Annotated in this window: 14 protein-coding genes and 1 riboswitch; of the genes, 9 read left to right on the forward strand and 5 right to left on the reverse strand. The window is 71.8% G+C overall.

All coding sequences use genetic code 11. The features are described from left to right. Positions 1–241 precede the first annotated feature (241 nt). From AB0F70_RS24965 to AB0F70_RS24985, 5 genes are all read left to right on the forward strand, one after another. Positions 242–1876 (forward strand): DUF6350 family protein, encoded by a 1635-nt coding sequence (locus AB0F70_RS24965; protein WP_357455075.1) that lies wholly within the window; start codon positions 242–244, stop codon positions 1874–1876. An 85-nt stretch (positions 1877–1961) separates the two neighbouring features. Beyond that, a complete protein-coding gene (locus AB0F70_RS24970) occupies positions 1962–3020 on the forward strand; it encodes a hypothetical protein (RefSeq protein WP_357455078.1) in 1059 nt (352 codons plus the stop codon). Positions 3021–3059: 39 nt separating this feature from the next. Next, positions 3060–3704 (forward strand): phosphoribosylglycinamide formyltransferase, encoded by a 645-nt coding sequence (gene purN / locus AB0F70_RS24975; protein WP_357455081.1) that lies wholly within the window; start codon positions 3060–3062, stop codon positions 3702–3704. 119 nt (positions 3705–3823) lie between these two features. Continuing rightward, positions 3824–5572 (forward strand): ATP-binding protein, encoded by a 1749-nt coding sequence (locus AB0F70_RS24980; protein WP_357455084.1) that lies wholly within the window; start codon positions 3824–3826, stop codon positions 5570–5572. 70 nt (positions 5573–5642) lie between these two features. Continuing rightward, entirely contained in the window at positions 5643–7013 is a 1371-nt protein-coding gene (locus AB0F70_RS24985) for an MFS transporter (RefSeq protein ID WP_357455087.1), read from the forward strand. Here the strand turns inward: AB0F70_RS24985 and AB0F70_RS24990 are convergent. Continuing rightward, on the reverse strand, positions 6979–8016 hold the full coding sequence (locus tag AB0F70_RS24990; protein ID WP_357455091.1) for an SDR family NAD(P)-dependent oxidoreductase: 1038 nt from the start codon (positions 8014–8016) through the stop codon (positions 6979–6981). The genes AB0F70_RS24985 and AB0F70_RS24990 overlap by 35 nt on opposite strands. Positions 8017–8076: 60 nt before the next feature. Here AB0F70_RS24990 and AB0F70_RS24995 point away from each other — a divergent pair, with 60 nt between their 5' ends. Further along, positions 8077–8688 carry a TetR/AcrR family transcriptional regulator gene (locus AB0F70_RS24995; RefSeq protein ID WP_357455094.1) on the forward strand — a complete coding sequence of 204 codons (612 nt, stop codon included), beginning with the start codon at positions 8077–8079 and terminating at the stop codon, positions 8686–8688. A gap of 3 nt (positions 8689–8691) precedes the next feature. Here AB0F70_RS24995 and AB0F70_RS25000 read toward each other — a convergent pair whose 3' ends face one another. Beyond that, the gene (locus AB0F70_RS25000) at positions 8692–9627 is read right to left on the reverse strand and encodes an AraC family transcriptional regulator (protein WP_357455097.1); all 936 of its coding nucleotides are present in this window, start codon (positions 9625–9627) and stop codon (positions 8692–8694) included. Positions 9628–9708: 81 nt separating this feature from the next. On the opposite strand from AB0F70_RS25000, the gene AB0F70_RS25005 reads away from it, so the two are divergent. Then, the gene (locus AB0F70_RS25005; protein WP_357455101.1) at positions 9709–9957 is read left to right on the forward strand and encodes a hypothetical protein; all 249 of its coding nucleotides are present in this window, start codon (positions 9709–9711) and stop codon (positions 9955–9957) included. 14 nt (positions 9958–9971) lie between these two features. Next, positions 9972–10058, forward strand: a riboswitch (ZMP/ZTP riboswitch). A gap of 33 nt (positions 10059–10091) precedes the next feature. Continuing rightward, positions 10092–11732 carry a bifunctional phosphoribosylaminoimidazolecarboxamide formyltransferase/IMP cyclohydrolase gene (gene purH, locus AB0F70_RS25010; protein WP_357455104.1) on the forward strand — a complete coding sequence of 547 codons (1641 nt, stop codon included), beginning with the start codon at positions 10092–10094 and terminating at the stop codon, positions 11730–11732. Between the two features lie 68 nt (positions 11733–11800). Here the strand turns inward: purH and AB0F70_RS25015 are convergent, their stop codons facing one another. Together AB0F70_RS25015 and AB0F70_RS25020 are read right to left on the reverse strand one after the other, a co-directional pair. Further along, a complete protein-coding gene (locus tag AB0F70_RS25015; RefSeq protein ID WP_357455107.1) occupies positions 11801–12814 on the reverse strand; it encodes a hypothetical protein in 1014 nt (337 codons plus the stop codon). A gap of 207 nt (positions 12815–13021) precedes the next feature. Further along, positions 13022–14416 carry an FAD-dependent oxidoreductase gene (locus tag AB0F70_RS25020; RefSeq protein WP_357455110.1) on the reverse strand — a complete coding sequence of 465 codons (1395 nt, stop codon included), beginning with the start codon at positions 14414–14416 and terminating at the stop codon, positions 13022–13024. A 296-nt stretch (positions 14417–14712) separates the two neighbouring features. On the opposite strand from AB0F70_RS25020, the gene AB0F70_RS25025 reads away from it, so the two are divergent. Further along, positions 14713–14979: a DUF3017 domain-containing protein gene (locus AB0F70_RS25025; protein ID WP_357455113.1), complete on the forward strand. Its 267-nt coding sequence runs from the start codon at positions 14713–14715 to the stop codon at positions 14977–14979. A gap of 54 nt (positions 14980–15033) precedes the next feature. On the opposite strand, the gene AB0F70_RS25030 is transcribed toward AB0F70_RS25025, so the two are convergent. Further along, complete coding sequence (locus AB0F70_RS25030; protein WP_357455116.1) at positions 15034–16221, reverse strand: septum formation family protein; 1188 nt, start codon at positions 16219–16221, stop codon at positions 15034–15036. Positions 16222–16278 lie beyond the last annotated feature (57 nt).

Genomic DNA, 16278 nt, shown 5'->3' on the forward strand with positions numbered 1-16278 from the left:
CGATACTCTCGGCCGTCCTGAGTAGTGAATTGGTGAACGAGCCTGTGTTGTTGCCGGGGTGTCCACCTCGCTGCCTGTCTACTTCGCGGCGTGACTCAAGGCCAGGGTGCGCAAAAGGGTCATTTCTACACCAGAACCCCTCGTGAACTCCATGCTTGGCCGTGATTTTTCCCGAAGTTCACCCAGGCCACGCCGGGCCGCGTCCGCCGTGTGACAGCCCCACCCGGGTGAAGATTGGGTGGTGAGCGCACCACCCCGCCCCAGCTCGGCCACCCGCACTCCCGGCGCCCGGACGAGCCGACCGGCCAGCAGGCCGACCGCCCGCCGCAGCCGGCTGGTCGAGGAGCCGACCCAGGCGGAGCACGAACCGCCGACGGTCTCCCACATCGTCGCCGGTGTCCTCGCGGCCGGTCAGGCGCTCGTGCTGTCGCTCGCCGTGGTGGTCCTCCCCGCAGTCGTCGCCTACCTCGTCGGCACAGCCGCGACGTCCACGGCCGCCGGCACGCCCGGCGACGGCGCAGAGGTCCGCTCGGCCGTCGACGTCGCGATGGGCCTCTGGCTGCTGGGCCACGGTGTCCCGCTCACTGCCGACACGGTCACCGTCTCCCTCGCGCCGCTCGGCGTCACGGGCCTGGCGCTGTTCCTCACCTACGTCTCGGCCAAGCGCTTCGCCACCACCTCGGTGGCCGCGTGGGCCGCAGGCACCGCCACCTACGCCCTCTGCACGACGGCGGTGGCCGCCATCGCGGGGAGCGCACCCGGCTGGACGTTCGCGACAGCGCCCCTGGCCGGCCTGTTCATGGGCGGCCTCGGCATGGCGCTCGGCATCCTGGCGCGTCCGGATGCTCCGGCGGCCACGGAGTTCGGCGAGCGAGCGGAGGCACTGGTGCACCGGGTCACCGGCGTCGACCTGGTGCCCGCGACGCTGCGGCTCGGACTGCGGGGCGGAACTTTGGCCAGCGCGCTGCTCCTCGGCGGTGGAGCGCTCCTCGTGGCGGCGTGGGCGCTGGCCGGGCGTGCCACGTCGTCGGACATCATCACCGCTCTCGAACCCGGCTGGACCGGCGGGATCGTGTTCGCCGTCGCGCAGCTGGCGTTGCTGCCCAACATGGTGCTGTGGGCGATCGCCTGGCTCGCGGGGCCGGGTTTCGCCATCGGCGAGGGGACCAGCTTCACGCCGTTCGGCACGATCTCCGGACCGCTGCCCGCCATCCCGCTCCTCGGCGCGCTGCCGGGGGAGGACTGGGCCAACCCGGTCAGCGCCTGGGCACCCGTGCTCGTGGTCGTGTGCGGGGTGGCGGCGGGCCTGTTCGTCTGGCGCCGGCTGGAGCCGTCGCTGGTTCGCTGGTCCGACGTCGGATGGGTGCTCGGCGGGATAGTCCTCACCCCGGCCGTCGTCATGCTCCTCGGGCAGTGGATGGCGGCGGGTGCGGGCGGTCCGGGCCGGCTGGCCGACGTCGGCGCGAACGCGCTGCTGACCGCCGGCCTCGTGGCCGCGGAGATCGGTGGGGGAGCTGCCGCGGTGCTGCTCGGCGCCAAGCTGGACGCCGTCGGCCTGCCCGCGCGCCTGCGGGACCGGGTCGAGGAGGTTGGGCAGGGTCCCGAGAGCTCCGTCGTCGACCTGCTGCATGACGAAGGATCAGGCGACGTCGACGCCCCCGAGCGATCCGAAGGAGCCGGCGACCCCGACCGCTCCGAGCCCGACGGACCCGATCCCGACGGATCTGTCGAGCCCGACCGACCCGGCGAACCAGACGGACCATGGGGTCCTGACCGGAGCAGGTGGCCCGACCGGCCCGAGTCTGACGGACCCCAGCCCGAGCGGCCCGAGCCCGGTCGGCCCGTCACAGGAGCAGACGACCCCGCGCCTGCGTGAGCCCGCGTCAACGCTCCGCACGTGGGGGCGCGGTACCAGGCGGTTTCTGGCCCAGCGGTGGCGGGTCGTTGTCGCGGTGGTCGCGGTGGCTGCCGCGGTCGTGCTGGTCGCGCCTGTCGGGATGGGTCTCCTGGTACGGGCTGACGCTTCCCGGCTCGTGGACGAGGCCGACAGCCTGCATGCGGACGGGAACTGTGCCGGTGCCATCGCGGCGCTGGACGAGCTGGATCCGCCGCACCGCCGGGAGAGCAAGTACCTGGGCGTCAACTTCGTCCAAGGGTTCCCGGAGGAAGCCTTCCCGCTGTTGGCGAAGGCGCTCGACGAGAACCCGGAGGAGTCGCAGAGCGTCCGCGGCCTCATGGAGGCGTACCTCGAGCGTTTTTCGGCGGAGAACGCCCGCTACGGCGAGTCGAACATCGAGGAGGGCTATTGCATGACCCGTGACGAGCATCTTGACCTGCTCGACGGCGGGTGGACACAGCCCGAGCTCGCCGAACCGATCGCCCGGACGGCCGACCTGCGCGACGAGTGGCTTCTCGCCTGCGCGGACGAGACGGCCGGTGCCGAGCCCCTCGCCATGGAGTCGACGGAGCTCGGCTCGATGGCCGGCCTGGAGTCGTTCATCGACGTCGAACCGTTGAAGGACGCGCGTGCCTTGTACGACGAGTACCTCGAGGAGTACGGCGACGAGCCTTCCGCCAAGCAGGCCGGGCAGTCGCGCGACCAGATCGTCCGGGTCCTCGACCATGTGCGGAAGGACGCAGAACGTTCCGCCCGGCACGAGTGTGCCAGGGACAAGGCCGTCGTCCGTGCCGACCGCCCGGCCGACGGGTCCGACCACGGGGCCTGTTCCGACGGAAGGTGTCAGGTGTGGGTCGAGGAAGGTGAGGTGCTGACGTTCGGCGGACCTGGCGGGCCCTACGAGATTCTGCTCGCGAGCGTGGAGGACGGCTCCGCCGACATGAGCCTGGGCGGGATGCTCTACTCGTACGCCAACACGAGCGGGAGCATCTCGATGGGCGACAGCTATGCAACGTGGAGCAGCGAACCGCGTGGCGAGCTGACGCTGAACGGCGAGGTCGCGGTCGGTGTGGACGGCGTCCGCGGAGGCCGGGCGACCCTGAGCGTGTGGCGCGTCGGCTGACGGCGCCGCCCGCGGTCCGGTCCACGTAGGCTGGGTCTCGTGCAGACGCCCTCCGGTCACCCCGTCGAGTCCAGTTCCGCCAAGCGTCTGGTCGTGCTCGCCTCTGGCGGCGGATCCAACCTCGGTGCGCTCTTGGCCGCGCACGACGACGCCGCCTACGGCGCGCGCGTGGTCGGCCTCGTGACGGACCGTCCGGACGCCGGCGCGCTCGATCTCGCGCGCGCCGCGGGTGTGGCCTCCGCCGTCGTCGCCATGAAGGACTTCGACGATCGTGCGGCCTGGAACGACGGCGTGCTCGAGGCCGTCTCGGTGTTCCAGCCGGACTACCTGGTCCTGGCCGGGTTCATGCGCATCCTCGCGCCGAGCGTCGTGCGGAAGTTCGAGGGACGCATGATGAACACGCATCCTGCCCTCCTGCCGAGCTTCCCCGGGGCGCACCCCGTCCGCGACACGCTTGCTCACGGCGTCAAGGTCACCGGCAGCACGGTGCACCTGGTGGACGACGGCGTGGACACCGGCCCGATCATCGCGCAGACGGTGGTGCCGGTCCTCGATGACGACGACGAGCCGACCCTGACCGAACGGATCAAGGTCGCCGAGCGGGCGCTGCTCGTCGAGACCGTAGGCCGCATCGCTCGCGAGGGCTTGTACGTCGCGGGCCGGAAGGCCTCGATCGGCCGCTGAGTTCCTGGCGGGACGCGCGACGGTACGCCGACCTTCCCGAATGTGTCGTCTGGTGTGCTTGGAGACCTTCAGTACAATTAATTCGAGAGAAAATTGTACCTCGGGCGTAGGCTCGCACCATGGCAACACTTTATGGTCCGGATCCCGTGGTGGAGGCACTGCAGGAGGCACTGGCGATCCTGGCGGACGGCGGCGCGGTGGTCGAGCATCAGCAGCTAGACCTCAAGGAAGAGGCAGGTCGACGTGGTCCGGGCGGTGTCGTTCTGCCAGGGTCGGCGCGCAACGACGTGGCGGCGCGAGCGCTGGCGGGAGAGTGCGCCTGTATGGCGAACACTCCTGGTGGTGGGGCACTGCTCGTCGGTGTTGCGGACGACTCCACCCTCATCGGTACCGAGCTCGACCCGGAGTGGCTGCGCGCCCGCATCTTCGAGCTGACGCAGCGGCGGATCACCGTTGATGCGAGAGACGTCTTCGTCCGTGGATCGCGACTTCTCGCGGTGCGGGTCGTGGAAGCGATCGAGCCTGTTCGGTGGAACGACCGGATCAGCTGGCGGGTGGCAGACCGGTGCGTCGAGATCGACGCGGCAACGTGGCATGAGCGCCGCGCACACGGGCTCCTGGTCGACTGGTCCGCACAGCCGAGCAATGTGCTGAGCGAGTCGGCACGCCCTACGGCGGTCGAGATCGTACGGACCTTCTTGCGTGAGTCGGTCGACTCGAGCGCGAACGACCTCGCCGAGGCGGCAACGCCTGACCTCCTTCGTCGCCTCAACGCCGTGACCGGAGACGGGCATCTCACGAACGCGGGGTTCCTTGTCTTTGTCGGAAGGGGCATTCCAGCGATCGACTACATCCGGCGTGACCGAGCCGGAGCGGACAGCACGGACCGCGTCCGTGACGCGGGACTCTCGCTGATCGAGGAGCTGCAGGCGGTCTTCAGTACCGCGCGCGCTCACAATCCGATGGTCCACGTGAGTCAGGGGCTCGCCATCGGGCAGACGCGCCGGATCCCCGAGCGGACACTGCGCGAGGCGGTCGTGAACGGCGTGGCGCACCGGGAGTGGGGAGTTGACGACCTCACGGTTGTGGAGCACCTGGGAAACAGCCTCAAGGTGACGAGTCCTGGAGCGTTCTTCGGCGGCGTCACTTCGGACAACATCATCAATCACCCCTCCCGGTCCAGGAATACCGCGCTGACCGAGCTGCTCGCGGCCATCCGTGTGGCTGAGCGGGAAGGAATCGGTGTCGACCGCATGGTCGCTGACATGCTTCGCCTTGGTTATCCGCGACCCGAGATCACGGAGACACCGTCGCCGACCGTAATCGTCTCGCTGATCGCCGAGACGGTCGACGAGGGCTGGATGACGTGGCTCGCCGCGTTCAGCGACCCAGGTACCCCGCGTAACCTGCGACGCCTGATGGCACTCGACCTCTTGACCCGGCAGGGATGGATCGACCTGGCAACGCTCGCCACGTCACTTCAGGTGTCGGAGGGGGAGGCTCTGCCCGTGGTTGAGGAGCTCCTTGGGTTGACCGTTGCGCGCTCACCGGTGATCACTCCCGTGGACGGCGTTCCTGATGGCATGTCCGAGGCCTGGGCCTTGGTTGAGGGTGCGCGCAAGGCGCTCGACAGCGGATACGGGTCTCGCGCGCCGCGGCGTGCCCGGGCAAGTCGGGAATCGGTAGCGCTGAGCTACGTCCGCGCTCGGGGCCGCATCAGCTCGACCGAGCTCGGATCGCTCCTGAGCGCGCATCCGACCAACATGGGCCGGCTTCTCAGGAGCCTCGAAGATCAAGGGCTGATCGAGCCGTCGCGGCCGAATCGTCGCGGAGCCGGCCTCTATTACCTCCCGAGGGTCAGTTCGTAAGAGACCGCCTCGCCGGGGTGGTTGCGGACATTTCACCCGTTCGATGCGCCTAACGGCTACGTTGTGCCGCGTGGCCGCTGAGACACCGACCGTAGATACTCCGAGCGCTGCGATCCCAGTGGCAGCGACCCCGTCGATACCCGACGTCCCGCTCCGGCGGAACCGCGCCTACCTGCTCCTGACCACCGGGCGGTTCGCGCAGGCGATCGGGGCGGGCGTCGGTACGTTCGCGGTGCCGCTGCTCGCGTTCGAGCTCACCGGATCGGTCGCGCAGGCGGGCCTGATCAGCGGGATCGGCCAGGTCGGCGCGCTGGTGGCGACCCTGCCGGCGGGCGTCGTCGCGGACCGGGTGGACCGCCGTCGGCTGCTGGTGCTCGCTGCCACCACGGGAACTGCACTCTGGGTGACGGCGCTCGTGGCCGGCCTCGCCGGAGCCCTGAGCGGCTGGCACCTGGCGGCGGTGCTGTTCGGCTCCTCGATGGTGAGCGCGTTCGTGAACCCCGCGTCGGGGGGTGCGCTGCGCGCCGTCGTGCCGCCTGCCCAGATGGCGAACGCCATGGCCGTGAACCAGGGGCGGATGGCGGCGGTCGGGCTGTTCGCGGGGCCGATCGGGGGACTGCTCTACGGCATGGCCCACGTGCTGCCGTTCGTGGCCTCCGTGATCGGGCACGCGGTAGAGGCGGTAGCGGTCTCGCTCGTGCGCGAGCCGCTCAACCGCGAGCGGACCGAGCTGAGCCACCCGCTGGCCGACCTGCGCGAGGGGCTGCGCTTCGTGGGCGCCGTGCCTCTCTTCCGCGCCGTGCTGGTGCTGATCACCCTGCTGAACCTGACGGCGATCTCCCTGATCGTGGTCGTCAACCTGGAGCTCGTCCGGACCGGCACCGATCCCCGGCTCATCGGGCTGGTCGACGCGTGTGCGGGCATCAGCATGCTGGCGGGAGCCGTCGTCGCCGGACCGATCGTGCAGCGCACCAGGGTGGGCCGGTTCGGGCTCCTGACCATCGGCCTGCTCGTCGTCGCCCTGGCTGTCATGGCGCTCGCGCCGACCTACTGGGTCTTCGTCTCGATGCTGGCGTTCGGGGTGTTCCTCTACCCGGCGCTCAACGCGGGCTTCACCGGGTACCTCACGGTGATCGTCCCGGACCGGATGATGGGCCGCGCCACGTCCCTGCTCGGGCTGACCGGGCTGATCGCCGCGCCGGCCGCACCCGTCCTGGGCAGTGCGCTGCTGGAGGGCCTCGGCATCGGCGCCAGCCTGTGGGTGATGGTGGGGGCGATGGTGTGCGTGCTCCTGGCGCTCTGCTGCACGCGGCCGCTCATGCGGATCGGCAAGCCGGACACCTGGGCGGCCGACGTGGTCGAGTGGCCGACGCCGCGCACGCCGTCGGTCACCCGGTCCGAAGCCGTCAGACCGCTGACCAGCCGCCGTCCGAGGCGATGATCGCGCCGTTGAGGTTCACCGAGTCCTTCGACAGGAGGAAGGTGATGGAGGCGGCCAGCTCCTCGGCCATGGCCAGGCTCGGGATGTTGGCCTGGTAGGGCCGCAGGACGGCGGCGCCGAAATCGGCGGCACCGGGCACCGGGATGCCCGTGGCGACTCCGCCGGGCGCAACGGCGTTGGTGCGGATGCCGCTCTTCGCGTACATCACGGCGGACGACTTGGTCAGGCCGACCACCGCGTGCTTGGAGGCGGTGTAGGCGACGCCCGCGGCCGAACCGCGCAGCCCGGCCTCGGAGGCGACGTTGACGATGCGCCCCTCCTTCGCCGCCAGCATGCTCGGCACGACGGCGCGGGTCAGGCGCATCGTGCCCTCAAGGTTCACGCGCAGCACGCGCTCCCACAGGTCGTCGCTGACCTCGTGGACCGCGGACATGTCGTCCATGATCCCTGCGACGTTGGCCAGCGCGTCGATGCGGTCGCCCGCGGCGAGGACGATCCGCTCGACGTCGCCCTGGTCGGAGATGTCGCCCGCGACGGGGATCACCTCGGCCCCGGCGGGGAGGTCGGTCAGCGCGGCCGCGAGCTCGTCGAGCTTCTCCTTGGAGATGTCGGCGGCGACGACCCGGCCGCCCTCGCGCGCCACGCGGGTGGCGACGGCCCGGCCGATGCCGGACGCCGCGCCCGTGACGACCACGGTCTGGCCGGCGAAGCGGCCGGCGGTGAGCTGCTCGACCCAGCCGGCCGGCTGCTCGCTGTCGGAGTCCGCGTCCGCCTGGGCGGCCTCGTCGGGCGCCGCTTCCCGGTAGGCCCCGACCAGAGCGTCGAGCGCCTCGGCGGGGAACTTGCCGCCGGACATGGCGACGAGCTGCCCCAGCGGCAGGCCGCGGGCGGGGGCCAAGGAGTCCGGCGTCGCCCCGCCCTGCGCGAGGAAGCCGGCGAGGATCTGACCACCGACCGGGTGATCCAGCCATTCGCCGACGGTGGAGTGAACGGTCAGTGCCATGGTGCGCTCCTGGGACGGGGACGATACCGGACAGTGTTGTCCGGTATCTAGGATAGCGCCATGACCGGTGTACTTCGCGACCCTCGACGCGGCGGCGTCCCGCACATGGCCGCGCGCCGCGGGGGAGTGCCCAACCTGGGGCCGCGCGCCGCGGCGGGCAACCGCGCCGCGCTGCTGGCGGCGGCTCGTGAGGTCTTCGGGTCCGCCGGGACCGGCGCGCCGCTGAGCGCGGTCGCCAAGCGCGCGGGTGTCGGGCAGGGCAGCCTCTACCGGCACTTCCCGGAGCGGATCGACCTCGTCGTCGCCGTCTTCGAGGAGCAGGTGGCCGCTGTGGAGGAGCTCGCGGCGACCCCCGGCGTCGGGCTGCCCGACCTGCTCGGGCTGGTCACGCGCCATGCCGTCGAGTCGGTCGGGTTCGTGGACCTGGTCCGGTCAGGCGTGCCCGACGGGCGGCTGGCCGACCTGGGTGACCGGGTCGCCGTCGCGCTGGGGACCCGGCTCGAGGATGCGAGGGCTGCCGGTGACGCCCCGCCCGGGACGACGTCGGACGACCTGCTGCTCGCCGTCTCGATGGTGGCCGGCGGGCTGTCCGGGGTGGCAAGGGACGACCGGGTGCCCAGGGCTGCGCGGGCCTGGGAGCTGCTGGGATTCGAGGTGCGGATCCCGGCCTGAGGGCTACGCGCTGCGGGCCAGTGCGCCGGTGCGCCGGAACGTGCTCGGGCTGACGCCGCGCACCCGCTTGAACGCCACGCTGAAGGCGAACGGGTCGGAATAGCCGACGACGCGGGCGACCTCTGCGACGGTCGCGCTCTCGCGTTCGGTCAGCAGGTCCGCGGCGAGCGTCATCCGCCAGCCCGTGAGGTAGGTCAGCGGCGGTTCGCCGACCAGGTCGGCGAACCGCTTGGCCAGGGTGGACCGGGACACCCCCGTCCGGGCGGCCAGCGTGGCGACCGACCAGGACGCCGCAGGCTCGGCGTGCAGGAGGCGCAGGGCGTCACCGACCACCGGGTCCCGCTGGGCGGCGTACCAGGCAGGAGGCTCGCCGTCGGGCCGGTCGAAGTAGTCGCGCACCGCGCAGACCAGCAACCAGTCCAGCAGCCGGTCCAGGACCACCTGCTGCCCAGGGGTGTCGGTGGCGACCTCTGCGGCAAGGTGGTCCAGCACGGCGTCGCTCGCGCCGCCCGCACCGACGCGCAGCACCACGGGCAGCGCGTCCAGCAGCCGCCGGCTGATCTCCCCGCGTACCGGGTAGGCGCCGACGACGAGCGTCGTCGCGCCCTCGCCGCAGCCGCTCCAGCCGCGTCGGTACCTGGTCCCGCCCAGCTCGGGCACCGCGCAGTGCTCGCCGCACGCCACCGGTTCGGCGGTCGTGCCGACCTCGTCGACGAACAGGAACGGCGCGGGGCCGCGCACGACCGCCGTCTCGCCGGCGCGCAGCTCTACCGGCGGCTGGCCCTCTGTGACTATCCAGCCCGCTCCGCTGATGGCCGCGCACAGCGTCAGCGGCGCACCGTCGACGAAGTCCAGCGCCCAGGGCGGCGACAGGGTCGAGCTGCCGAACAGCGAGCCCTGGGCGCGCATCCCGCGGAAGAGATCACCGAACGAGTCCATCCACCGAGGTTAGACGATCACAAAGGTAATCCGGCTCATCGCCCATGGATACGTCCGGTCAGGTCGCGTTGAATCGCTGTCATGACCACCAGCGCGAGCCTGACCACCGAAGACCTCGAGTTCCTCGCCCGCCCTCTGCACGGGTTCCTGTCCGTCGCCGGACGCACCACCGTCGAGGCCGACGGGGCGCACGAGCTGGGCGCCCGGCTCGCGGCTCGCTACTGGGACCTCGACGACCCGGCCCAGGCCAGGAGCCTCGCGACGATCCTGGCCGGCGAGCTGACCCGCGTCGTCATCCACCCGGAGACCGTCCACCGCTACGTGTACTGACGTCCGGCTACACTTCTTGTGGCCGTGACTGGCGAGGGTGGGTCACCACCGGGGAGCGGCCGAGCGACCCGTGATGCGCGCCGCCCGCCTGGGTGCCAGGGTTTTCCGCGAAGCTCACTCCGAGGAGAACCGCCATGTCCGGCGCCCCGTCCACACCCGATGTCCAGCTCACCGACAGCTCGCAGCGCCCCGTCCGGCGCGCCCTGCTGAGCGTCTACGACAAGACCGGCCTGATCGAGCTCGCCACCGCCCTGCACGACGCAGGGGTCGAGCTGGTCTCCACCGGCTCCACCGCGTCGCGCATCGCCGACGCCGGGATCCCCGTCACCCCCGTCGAACAGCTCACCGGGTTCCCCGAGTGCCTCGAGGGCCGGGTCAAGACCCTCCACCCCCGCGTGCACGCCGGCATCCTCGCCGACACCCGCAAGCAGGACCACCTCGACCAGCTCGTCGAGCTCGAGATCGCGCCGTTCGAGCTGGTCGTCGTGAACCTCTACCCGTTCGCGGCCACCGTCGCGTCGGGCGCCGGGCCGGACGCCGTCGTCGAGCAGATCGACATCGGCGGGCCGTCCATGGTGCGCGCCGCGGCGAAGAACCACCCGTCGGTCGCCGTCGTCGTCGACCCGGCGCGGTACGCCGACGTCGTCGCCGCCGTGCAGGCCGGCGGCTTCACCTACGCGCAGCGCAAGGCGCTCGCGGCGGCGGCGTTCGTGCACACCGCCACGTACGACGTCGCGGTGGCGTCCTGGATGGGCTCCGTGCTCTCGCCCACCGACGCGGTGGACGGTGCAGAGGGTCCCGTGTCCACGGGCTTCCCGGCCTGGGCCGGCGGCACCTGGGAGCGTGCGGACGTGCTCCGCTACGGCGAGAACCCGCACCAGCGGGCCGCCCTCTACACGCGCGGCGACGGGGTCACGGGCCTGGCCCAGGCCGAGCAGCTGCACGGCAAGGCCATGAGCTACAACAACTACGTCGACGCCGACGCCGCGTGGCGGGCCGCCTGGGACCACGAGGGCCCGGCGGTGGCGATCATCAAGCACGCCAACCCGTGCGGCATCGCCGTCGGCGCTGACATCGCGGAGGCCCACGCGCGGGCCCACGCGACCGACCCGGTCAGCGCGTTCGGCGGCGTGATCGCCGCCAACGGCGTGATCTCCGCGGCGGCGGCCGCGCAGATCGCCCCGGTGTTCACCGAGGTCGTCGTGGCGACCGGCTTCGAGCCGGAGGCGCTGGAGATCCTGCGGGCCAAGAAGAACATCCGGCTGCTGGTCGTCCCGGAGGCGCCGTCCGGTGCTGTCGAGACCCGGCCGATCTCCGGTGGGCTGCTCATGCAGGCGACCGACCGGTTCCAGGCCGACGGCGACGCCCCGGAGAACTGGACGCTGGCGACCGGCGCGGCAGCGGAGCCCGAGGTCCTCGCCGACCTCGCCTTCGCGTGGAAGGCCGTGCGCGCCGCCAAGTCGAACGCCATCCTGCTGGCGCACGACGGTGCGGCTGTGGGTATCGGCATGGGCCAGGTGAACCGTGTCGACTCGTGCCGTCTCTCGGTCGAGCGCGCGAACACCCTGGCCGACGGCACCGAGCGGGCCCGTGGCGCCGTCGCGGCGTCCGACGCGTTCTTCCCGTTCGCGGACGGCCTGCAGGTGCTGCTCGACGCCGGGGTCACCGCCGTCGTGCAGCCGGGCGGCTCGATCCGCGACGAAGAGGTGATCAAGGCGGCAGAGGCGGCGGGCATCACGATGTACCTCACGGGCACCCGCCACTTCGCCCACTGACCCCCGGCCCCACTTTGAGGTCTAAGTTTCTCCGCCCTGAACCGATTCAGCAGGGAGAAACTTAGACCTCAAAGAAGACGGCCACGGGCGGCGGGATGCGCGCCGAGGATGGCCGGCTGGCCGTGGTCGTCGTATGCCCCGGCGATCCAGCCTGATTGGCGGAGCAGCTCGGACAGGGTAGTGGTCATGCGGGAGCGGATGTCCTTGCCCGTGAAGCGCAGGATCCGTGAGCCACCGGCCGACACCAGCGAGTTCTGCCTGTTTCGGTCGCGGAAGACGGCTTCGGGCGTGCCGTGCACCTCGGCGCCGTCGATCTCGACGAGGAGCCAGGTTCCGTCCGGGAGCCGCCAGGCGAGGTCGATCCGGCCCAGGAACCTGCCGTTCGTGTCTCGGACCACCAGCTGGAGGGCATCTGGCGGGATGCCGGCATCGAGGCAGGCCAGCCGCGCCGCGGACTCGAGAGGTGACTCCGACCGGCCATCTGCCAGACACCACCAGGGATGCGTCGCCTCGACGTTCCTGTGCCCGCGGGCGAGCTCGTGCGCGCGGGCAAGGTCGTCGACGGTGATCTTCCCGGCATGCAGCAGGTCATCCATGACGGCGACCGCGTCGTCCCGGCGCAGCTGCGCGACGCCCCGTGCAAGTGCGTGCGTGACGCTCGCGATCCGGAACGTGTCGCGGAGCTCGGTCGTGGCCAGGTTGCCGAGCTTGCGGAACACGATCCCGTCCCGCGGCGGCCGCCACTTTCCGTCCGGAGCTACCACCTCGGGCCGAATCGTGCGCGGAAGGCCCTTGGCCTCATAGAGCGCGAGAGCGCAGACGCCGACCGCCGTCGAGCCCGGGCCGCCCGCGAGAAGACCGAGCCACGCGGGGCGTCGTCGGAGGTGATCCAGGACGTCGGCCCGCGACCTCTGCTCCGGAGGAACCAGGACGGTGTCGAACACACCCTGGGTGACCCGGGTCAGGCGGCACTGGCGCACCAGCCGGTAACGCCACGAGGCGTCCACGCCGATCTCGTCAAGCTGCTTGGCGGAGATCAGCCCTTCCTGCCCGGAGGCGATGACCTGCAGCTGCGGAGGCAAAGCTCTGAGCGGTCGCATAACCCAATAACAACACGCAACCACCCCCAACATTGACGAAGCACCAGCACCCTGTGGATACCGGTTCCGTATGCCTCCCTTTGAGGTCTAAGTTTCTCCGCTCTGAAACGGTTCATAGCGGAGAAACTTAGACCTCGAAGGGGGCGGCGACGCCCGGGAGCGGCGAGGGAAGATGGCCGCCGGGATCGGTCAGACGACGGCGTCCCTGAGCTTGGCCGCCGGGTCCAGGGCGCGGTCCAGCTCCAGCTCCAGCGGGACGCCCCGGTTCATCAGCTTGCGCACCTGCCCGACCTCGCGGGGCGAATCGACGAGCAGTACGGCCCGGACGGTCGCCACCCGGTGGCCGTCCGTGGTCTGGCGGGGATGCCGGTCCAGCGCGTTCTCCAGGTAGAGCGCGGCCCAGCCGCCCGACGCCGCGGGGTCGCCCCGCAGCACCACCTCGTCGAACGGGGACGGTGCGCCGAACAGCGCCAGGTCGTGCCCCAGCTGCTGCGAGAAGACGTACGGCGCGTGTGCCGGGATCGGCGCGAGCCCGAGCCGCGCGCGCACCCGCTCCGGCTCGGCGGCGCGCTCGTCGAGCCCGAGCAGTGCCCGGACCGTGACGTCAGGGTCGTGCAGGGCCGCCGACCAGTGCCCGCCCGGGACCGGCCCGAACACCGGGTGCTCCCGCGTCGCGATGTCGCCCACCGCCCAGACCCGGCGCAGCGCGTCGAGGTGCAGCCCGCCCGCCGGGTCGGTGGGGGAGCGCAGCCCCATGAATCGGCCCGCGCGGTTGACCCGCAGCCCGCCGTTCGACTCACGGGGCAGGGTGCCGGCGAGCCAGCCCGACGCCGGCCGCGCGCCGACCGCCGCCAGCACCAGGTCCGCCTCGAGCACGTGGCCGTCGGCCAGCGTAACGCGCGCGCCGTCCTGCGTGTCCTCGTGCGCCCCGGGCAGCACCTGGTCGACGGCGACGCCCGTGACCAGGGTGACCCCTGCGGCGTCGTACCAGGGGGTGACCAGGCCGCCCACCCGCCGACCGAGCTGCCGTTCCAGCGGAACCGGACCCGCCTCCACCACCGTGACGCGGGCGCCGGCGCCCGCGGCGACGCCGGCTACCTCCGCCCCGATCCAGCCGGCGCCCACCACGACGAGCCGCATCCCGGGCGCGAGGGCCGCGCGCAGCCGCTCGGCGTCCGCGGCGGTGTGCAGGGTGACGGCGGCCTCCCAGCCCGCCGGCCGGACGGGCTCGCTGCCGAGGGCGAGCACGACGACGTCGGCCGTCACGTCGTCGCCCGACGCCGTCCGTACCACCACGCGCTCCCGGTCCACCGAGAGGTGGACCGCCGGATCGGCGAGCCGGAGGTCGTCGGTGAGGGCGGCCAGGTCGATGCCGAGGTCGTCGGCGAGCCAGACCGGCTCCGTACGCTTGAGCAGCTCCTTGGACAGCGGCGGCCGGTCGTAGGGCGGCAGGCCCTCCGCCCCGAGCAGCGTCACATGACCCTCGAAACCGTGCTTCCGCAACGCCGCGGCGGTTTGTGCACCGGCCAGTCCCGCACCCACGATGACGACGCTGCTGGGGACCTGTGCTGAAGGCGTGGGCATGGACCTCACGGTAGCTCGGAGGGTCGCCAACCTGGGAACGGACTGGTATTCAGGTTGCAAGCAGGTCACGGCCCTGCAGAATCGCGACGTTTCGGTTGTAGTCTCGTGCCGTGGATCTCAGTGAGACGCGGACTGCCTCCGGCGCATCGGGTGGCGCTACGGCGCTCCTCGAGCCGGTATCCGCCGGAACGGCTACGCTCGAACGAACCGGAGAGGCACGTCTGACGACTGCCACCACGACGACGACCAGCCAGGAGCTCGACCGCAGTGAGCCCTCCAGCGGCGAGGCATCCGATATGACGTCACCCGAGCCGCAGCGGAGCAATCTCGCGATCTGGCTCGTGCTGATCGGCGTCGCCCTCTCGGTGCTGCTCGGCCTGACCGCCGGGGCACGCGTCGGGGCGATCGGCATCGGTGTGGTCCTCGTGGTCTGCGCGATCTTCCGCGCGGTCCTCGACAGCCCGGTCGGGCTCGTCATCCGCACACGGACCGTCGACATAGTGCTGTACGGCGTGACGGCGGTGCTGATCGGCATCCTCGCCGTGGCGACGCCCAGCATCTGACGCCGTTCCGCCGGGCGGGCGCCCCGCCGGGCGGCCGGAGCCGCCCGGCGTGCGTCAGCGGTCCGCGCCCTTGAGGGAGCCCGTCACCGGCTTCTCCGACTCGACGACGCACAGGATGCGCCGGTCGCCCTCGGCCCAGCTCTCCTCCGACGGCGCGATCGGCCAGTACAGCAGCTCCGACCTGGCCCATCGCATGCCGACGAACTTCGTGAACTCCGGGTAGCAGTACGCGTCCGCGGCGTCCCAGAGCGCCTGCTGTGTCGGCGTGCTGCCGTTCCGCGCGAGGCTGTCGGGCGCCGTCGTCTCGGCGTAGATCTCGCCGCCGTGCGCGGTGCTGCAGGCGACCACCGGGATCCGGTAGAGCGTCGTCTGGCCCGACGTCCCCGACGTGTCGAAGCAGTCGCCCACCGCGAGGTCGGGGATCTCCGCCCCGGCCGTGGCGGTCTCGTCCAGCTCCGGGATCGTCGGGTCCGAGTCCGAGTCCGGGTCGGAGTCGGAGTCCGGGGTCGGTTCGCCGGACGGTTCCGTCTGGCCCTCCACCGGAAGGTCCCCGTACGGGTCCGTGGCGGACGGTTCGGGGGCGTAGGGGTCGGCGGCCCCGTACAGGTCTTCGCTCGGGCTGGGGGACGACGTCGGCGCGGCGAGCTCGGCACCGTCGTCGGGCAGGGTGATGCCGAGCGGGCCGGCCAGGGCCGGCGGGACGAACGACCGGACCGCCGAGACGAACCCCGCGGGGAGCGACGACGCGTAGGTGGGGGCGGCCACTACGCCGACCGCCAGCCCGACCATGCCCAGCACTCCCAGGGTGACGGCGCCCAGGGCGAAGTCGAGCGTGCGGACGGAGGACTTCTCCGCCCTGCGGACGTTCCCCGTGCCGTTGGCCTCGGCGGTCCGCATCGACAGCACGAGCGCCGGGATCGCCAACGGCCAGAAGAGCAGGAACGCGGCCACCACCCAGCCCACCCGGGTCGGGTAGGGGCCGGTGGGCCGCTGGTCGTCGGCGTCGGCGTCGGCGTCGGCGTCGGCGGAGCTTGCCGGCCCGGCGTCGGGCAGGGCGGGCGTTGCTTCTGCGGCCTTCGCAGCGTCGTCGACGACGTCGCCCGCCGGGCCTTCTACGTCGTCTTCTGCGGCGTCAGTCGCGGCGTCAGCCGCGCCGTCCGCGTCGTCGTCCGCCAGGTCGGCCGTCTCGGGTTCCGTAGCCGGCTCCGGCTCGTCACCGGGTGTCTGCTTCTTGTCGGCCATGATCCGGGATCGTAGCGCCGGGAAGCTCCGACCCGGCAAACGGCTGCCGATCGGCGC

Source organism: Promicromonospora sp. NPDC023805 (assembly GCF_040639635.1).
GTDB lineage: Bacteria > Actinomycetota > Actinomycetes > Actinomycetales > Cellulomonadaceae > Promicromonospora.

Coding starts and splice junctions, on each gene's coding strand:
- AB0F70_RS24980 (WP_357455084.1), top strand. CDS start 3,824: ATGGCAACACTTTATGGTCCGGATCCCGTGGTGGAGGCACTGCAGGAG.
- AB0F70_RS24990 (WP_357455091.1), bottom strand. CDS start 8,016: ATGGCACTGACCGTTCACTCCACCGTCGGCGAATGGCTGGATCACCCG.
- AB0F70_RS24995 (WP_357455094.1), top strand. CDS start 8,077: ATGACCGGTGTACTTCGCGACCCTCGACGCGGCGGCGTCCCGCACATG.
- AB0F70_RS25000 (WP_357455097.1), bottom strand. CDS start 9,627: ATGGACTCGTTCGGTGATCTCTTCCGCGGGATGCGCGCCCAGGGCTCG.
- AB0F70_RS25005 (WP_357455101.1), top strand. CDS start 9,709: ATGACCACCAGCGCGAGCCTGACCACCGAAGACCTCGAGTTCCTCGCC.
- purH (WP_357455104.1), top strand. CDS start 10,092: ATGTCCGGCGCCCCGTCCACACCCGATGTCCAGCTCACCGACAGCTCG.
- AB0F70_RS25020 (WP_357455110.1), bottom strand. CDS start 14,416: ATGCCCACGCCTTCAGCACAGGTCCCCAGCAGCGTCGTCATCGTGGGT.
- AB0F70_RS25025 (WP_357455113.1), top strand. CDS start 14,713: ATGACGTCACCCGAGCCGCAGCGGAGCAATCTCGCGATCTGGCTCGTG.
- AB0F70_RS25030 (WP_357455116.1), bottom strand. CDS start 16,221: ATGGCCGACAAGAAGCAGACACCCGGTGACGAGCCGGAGCCGGCTACG.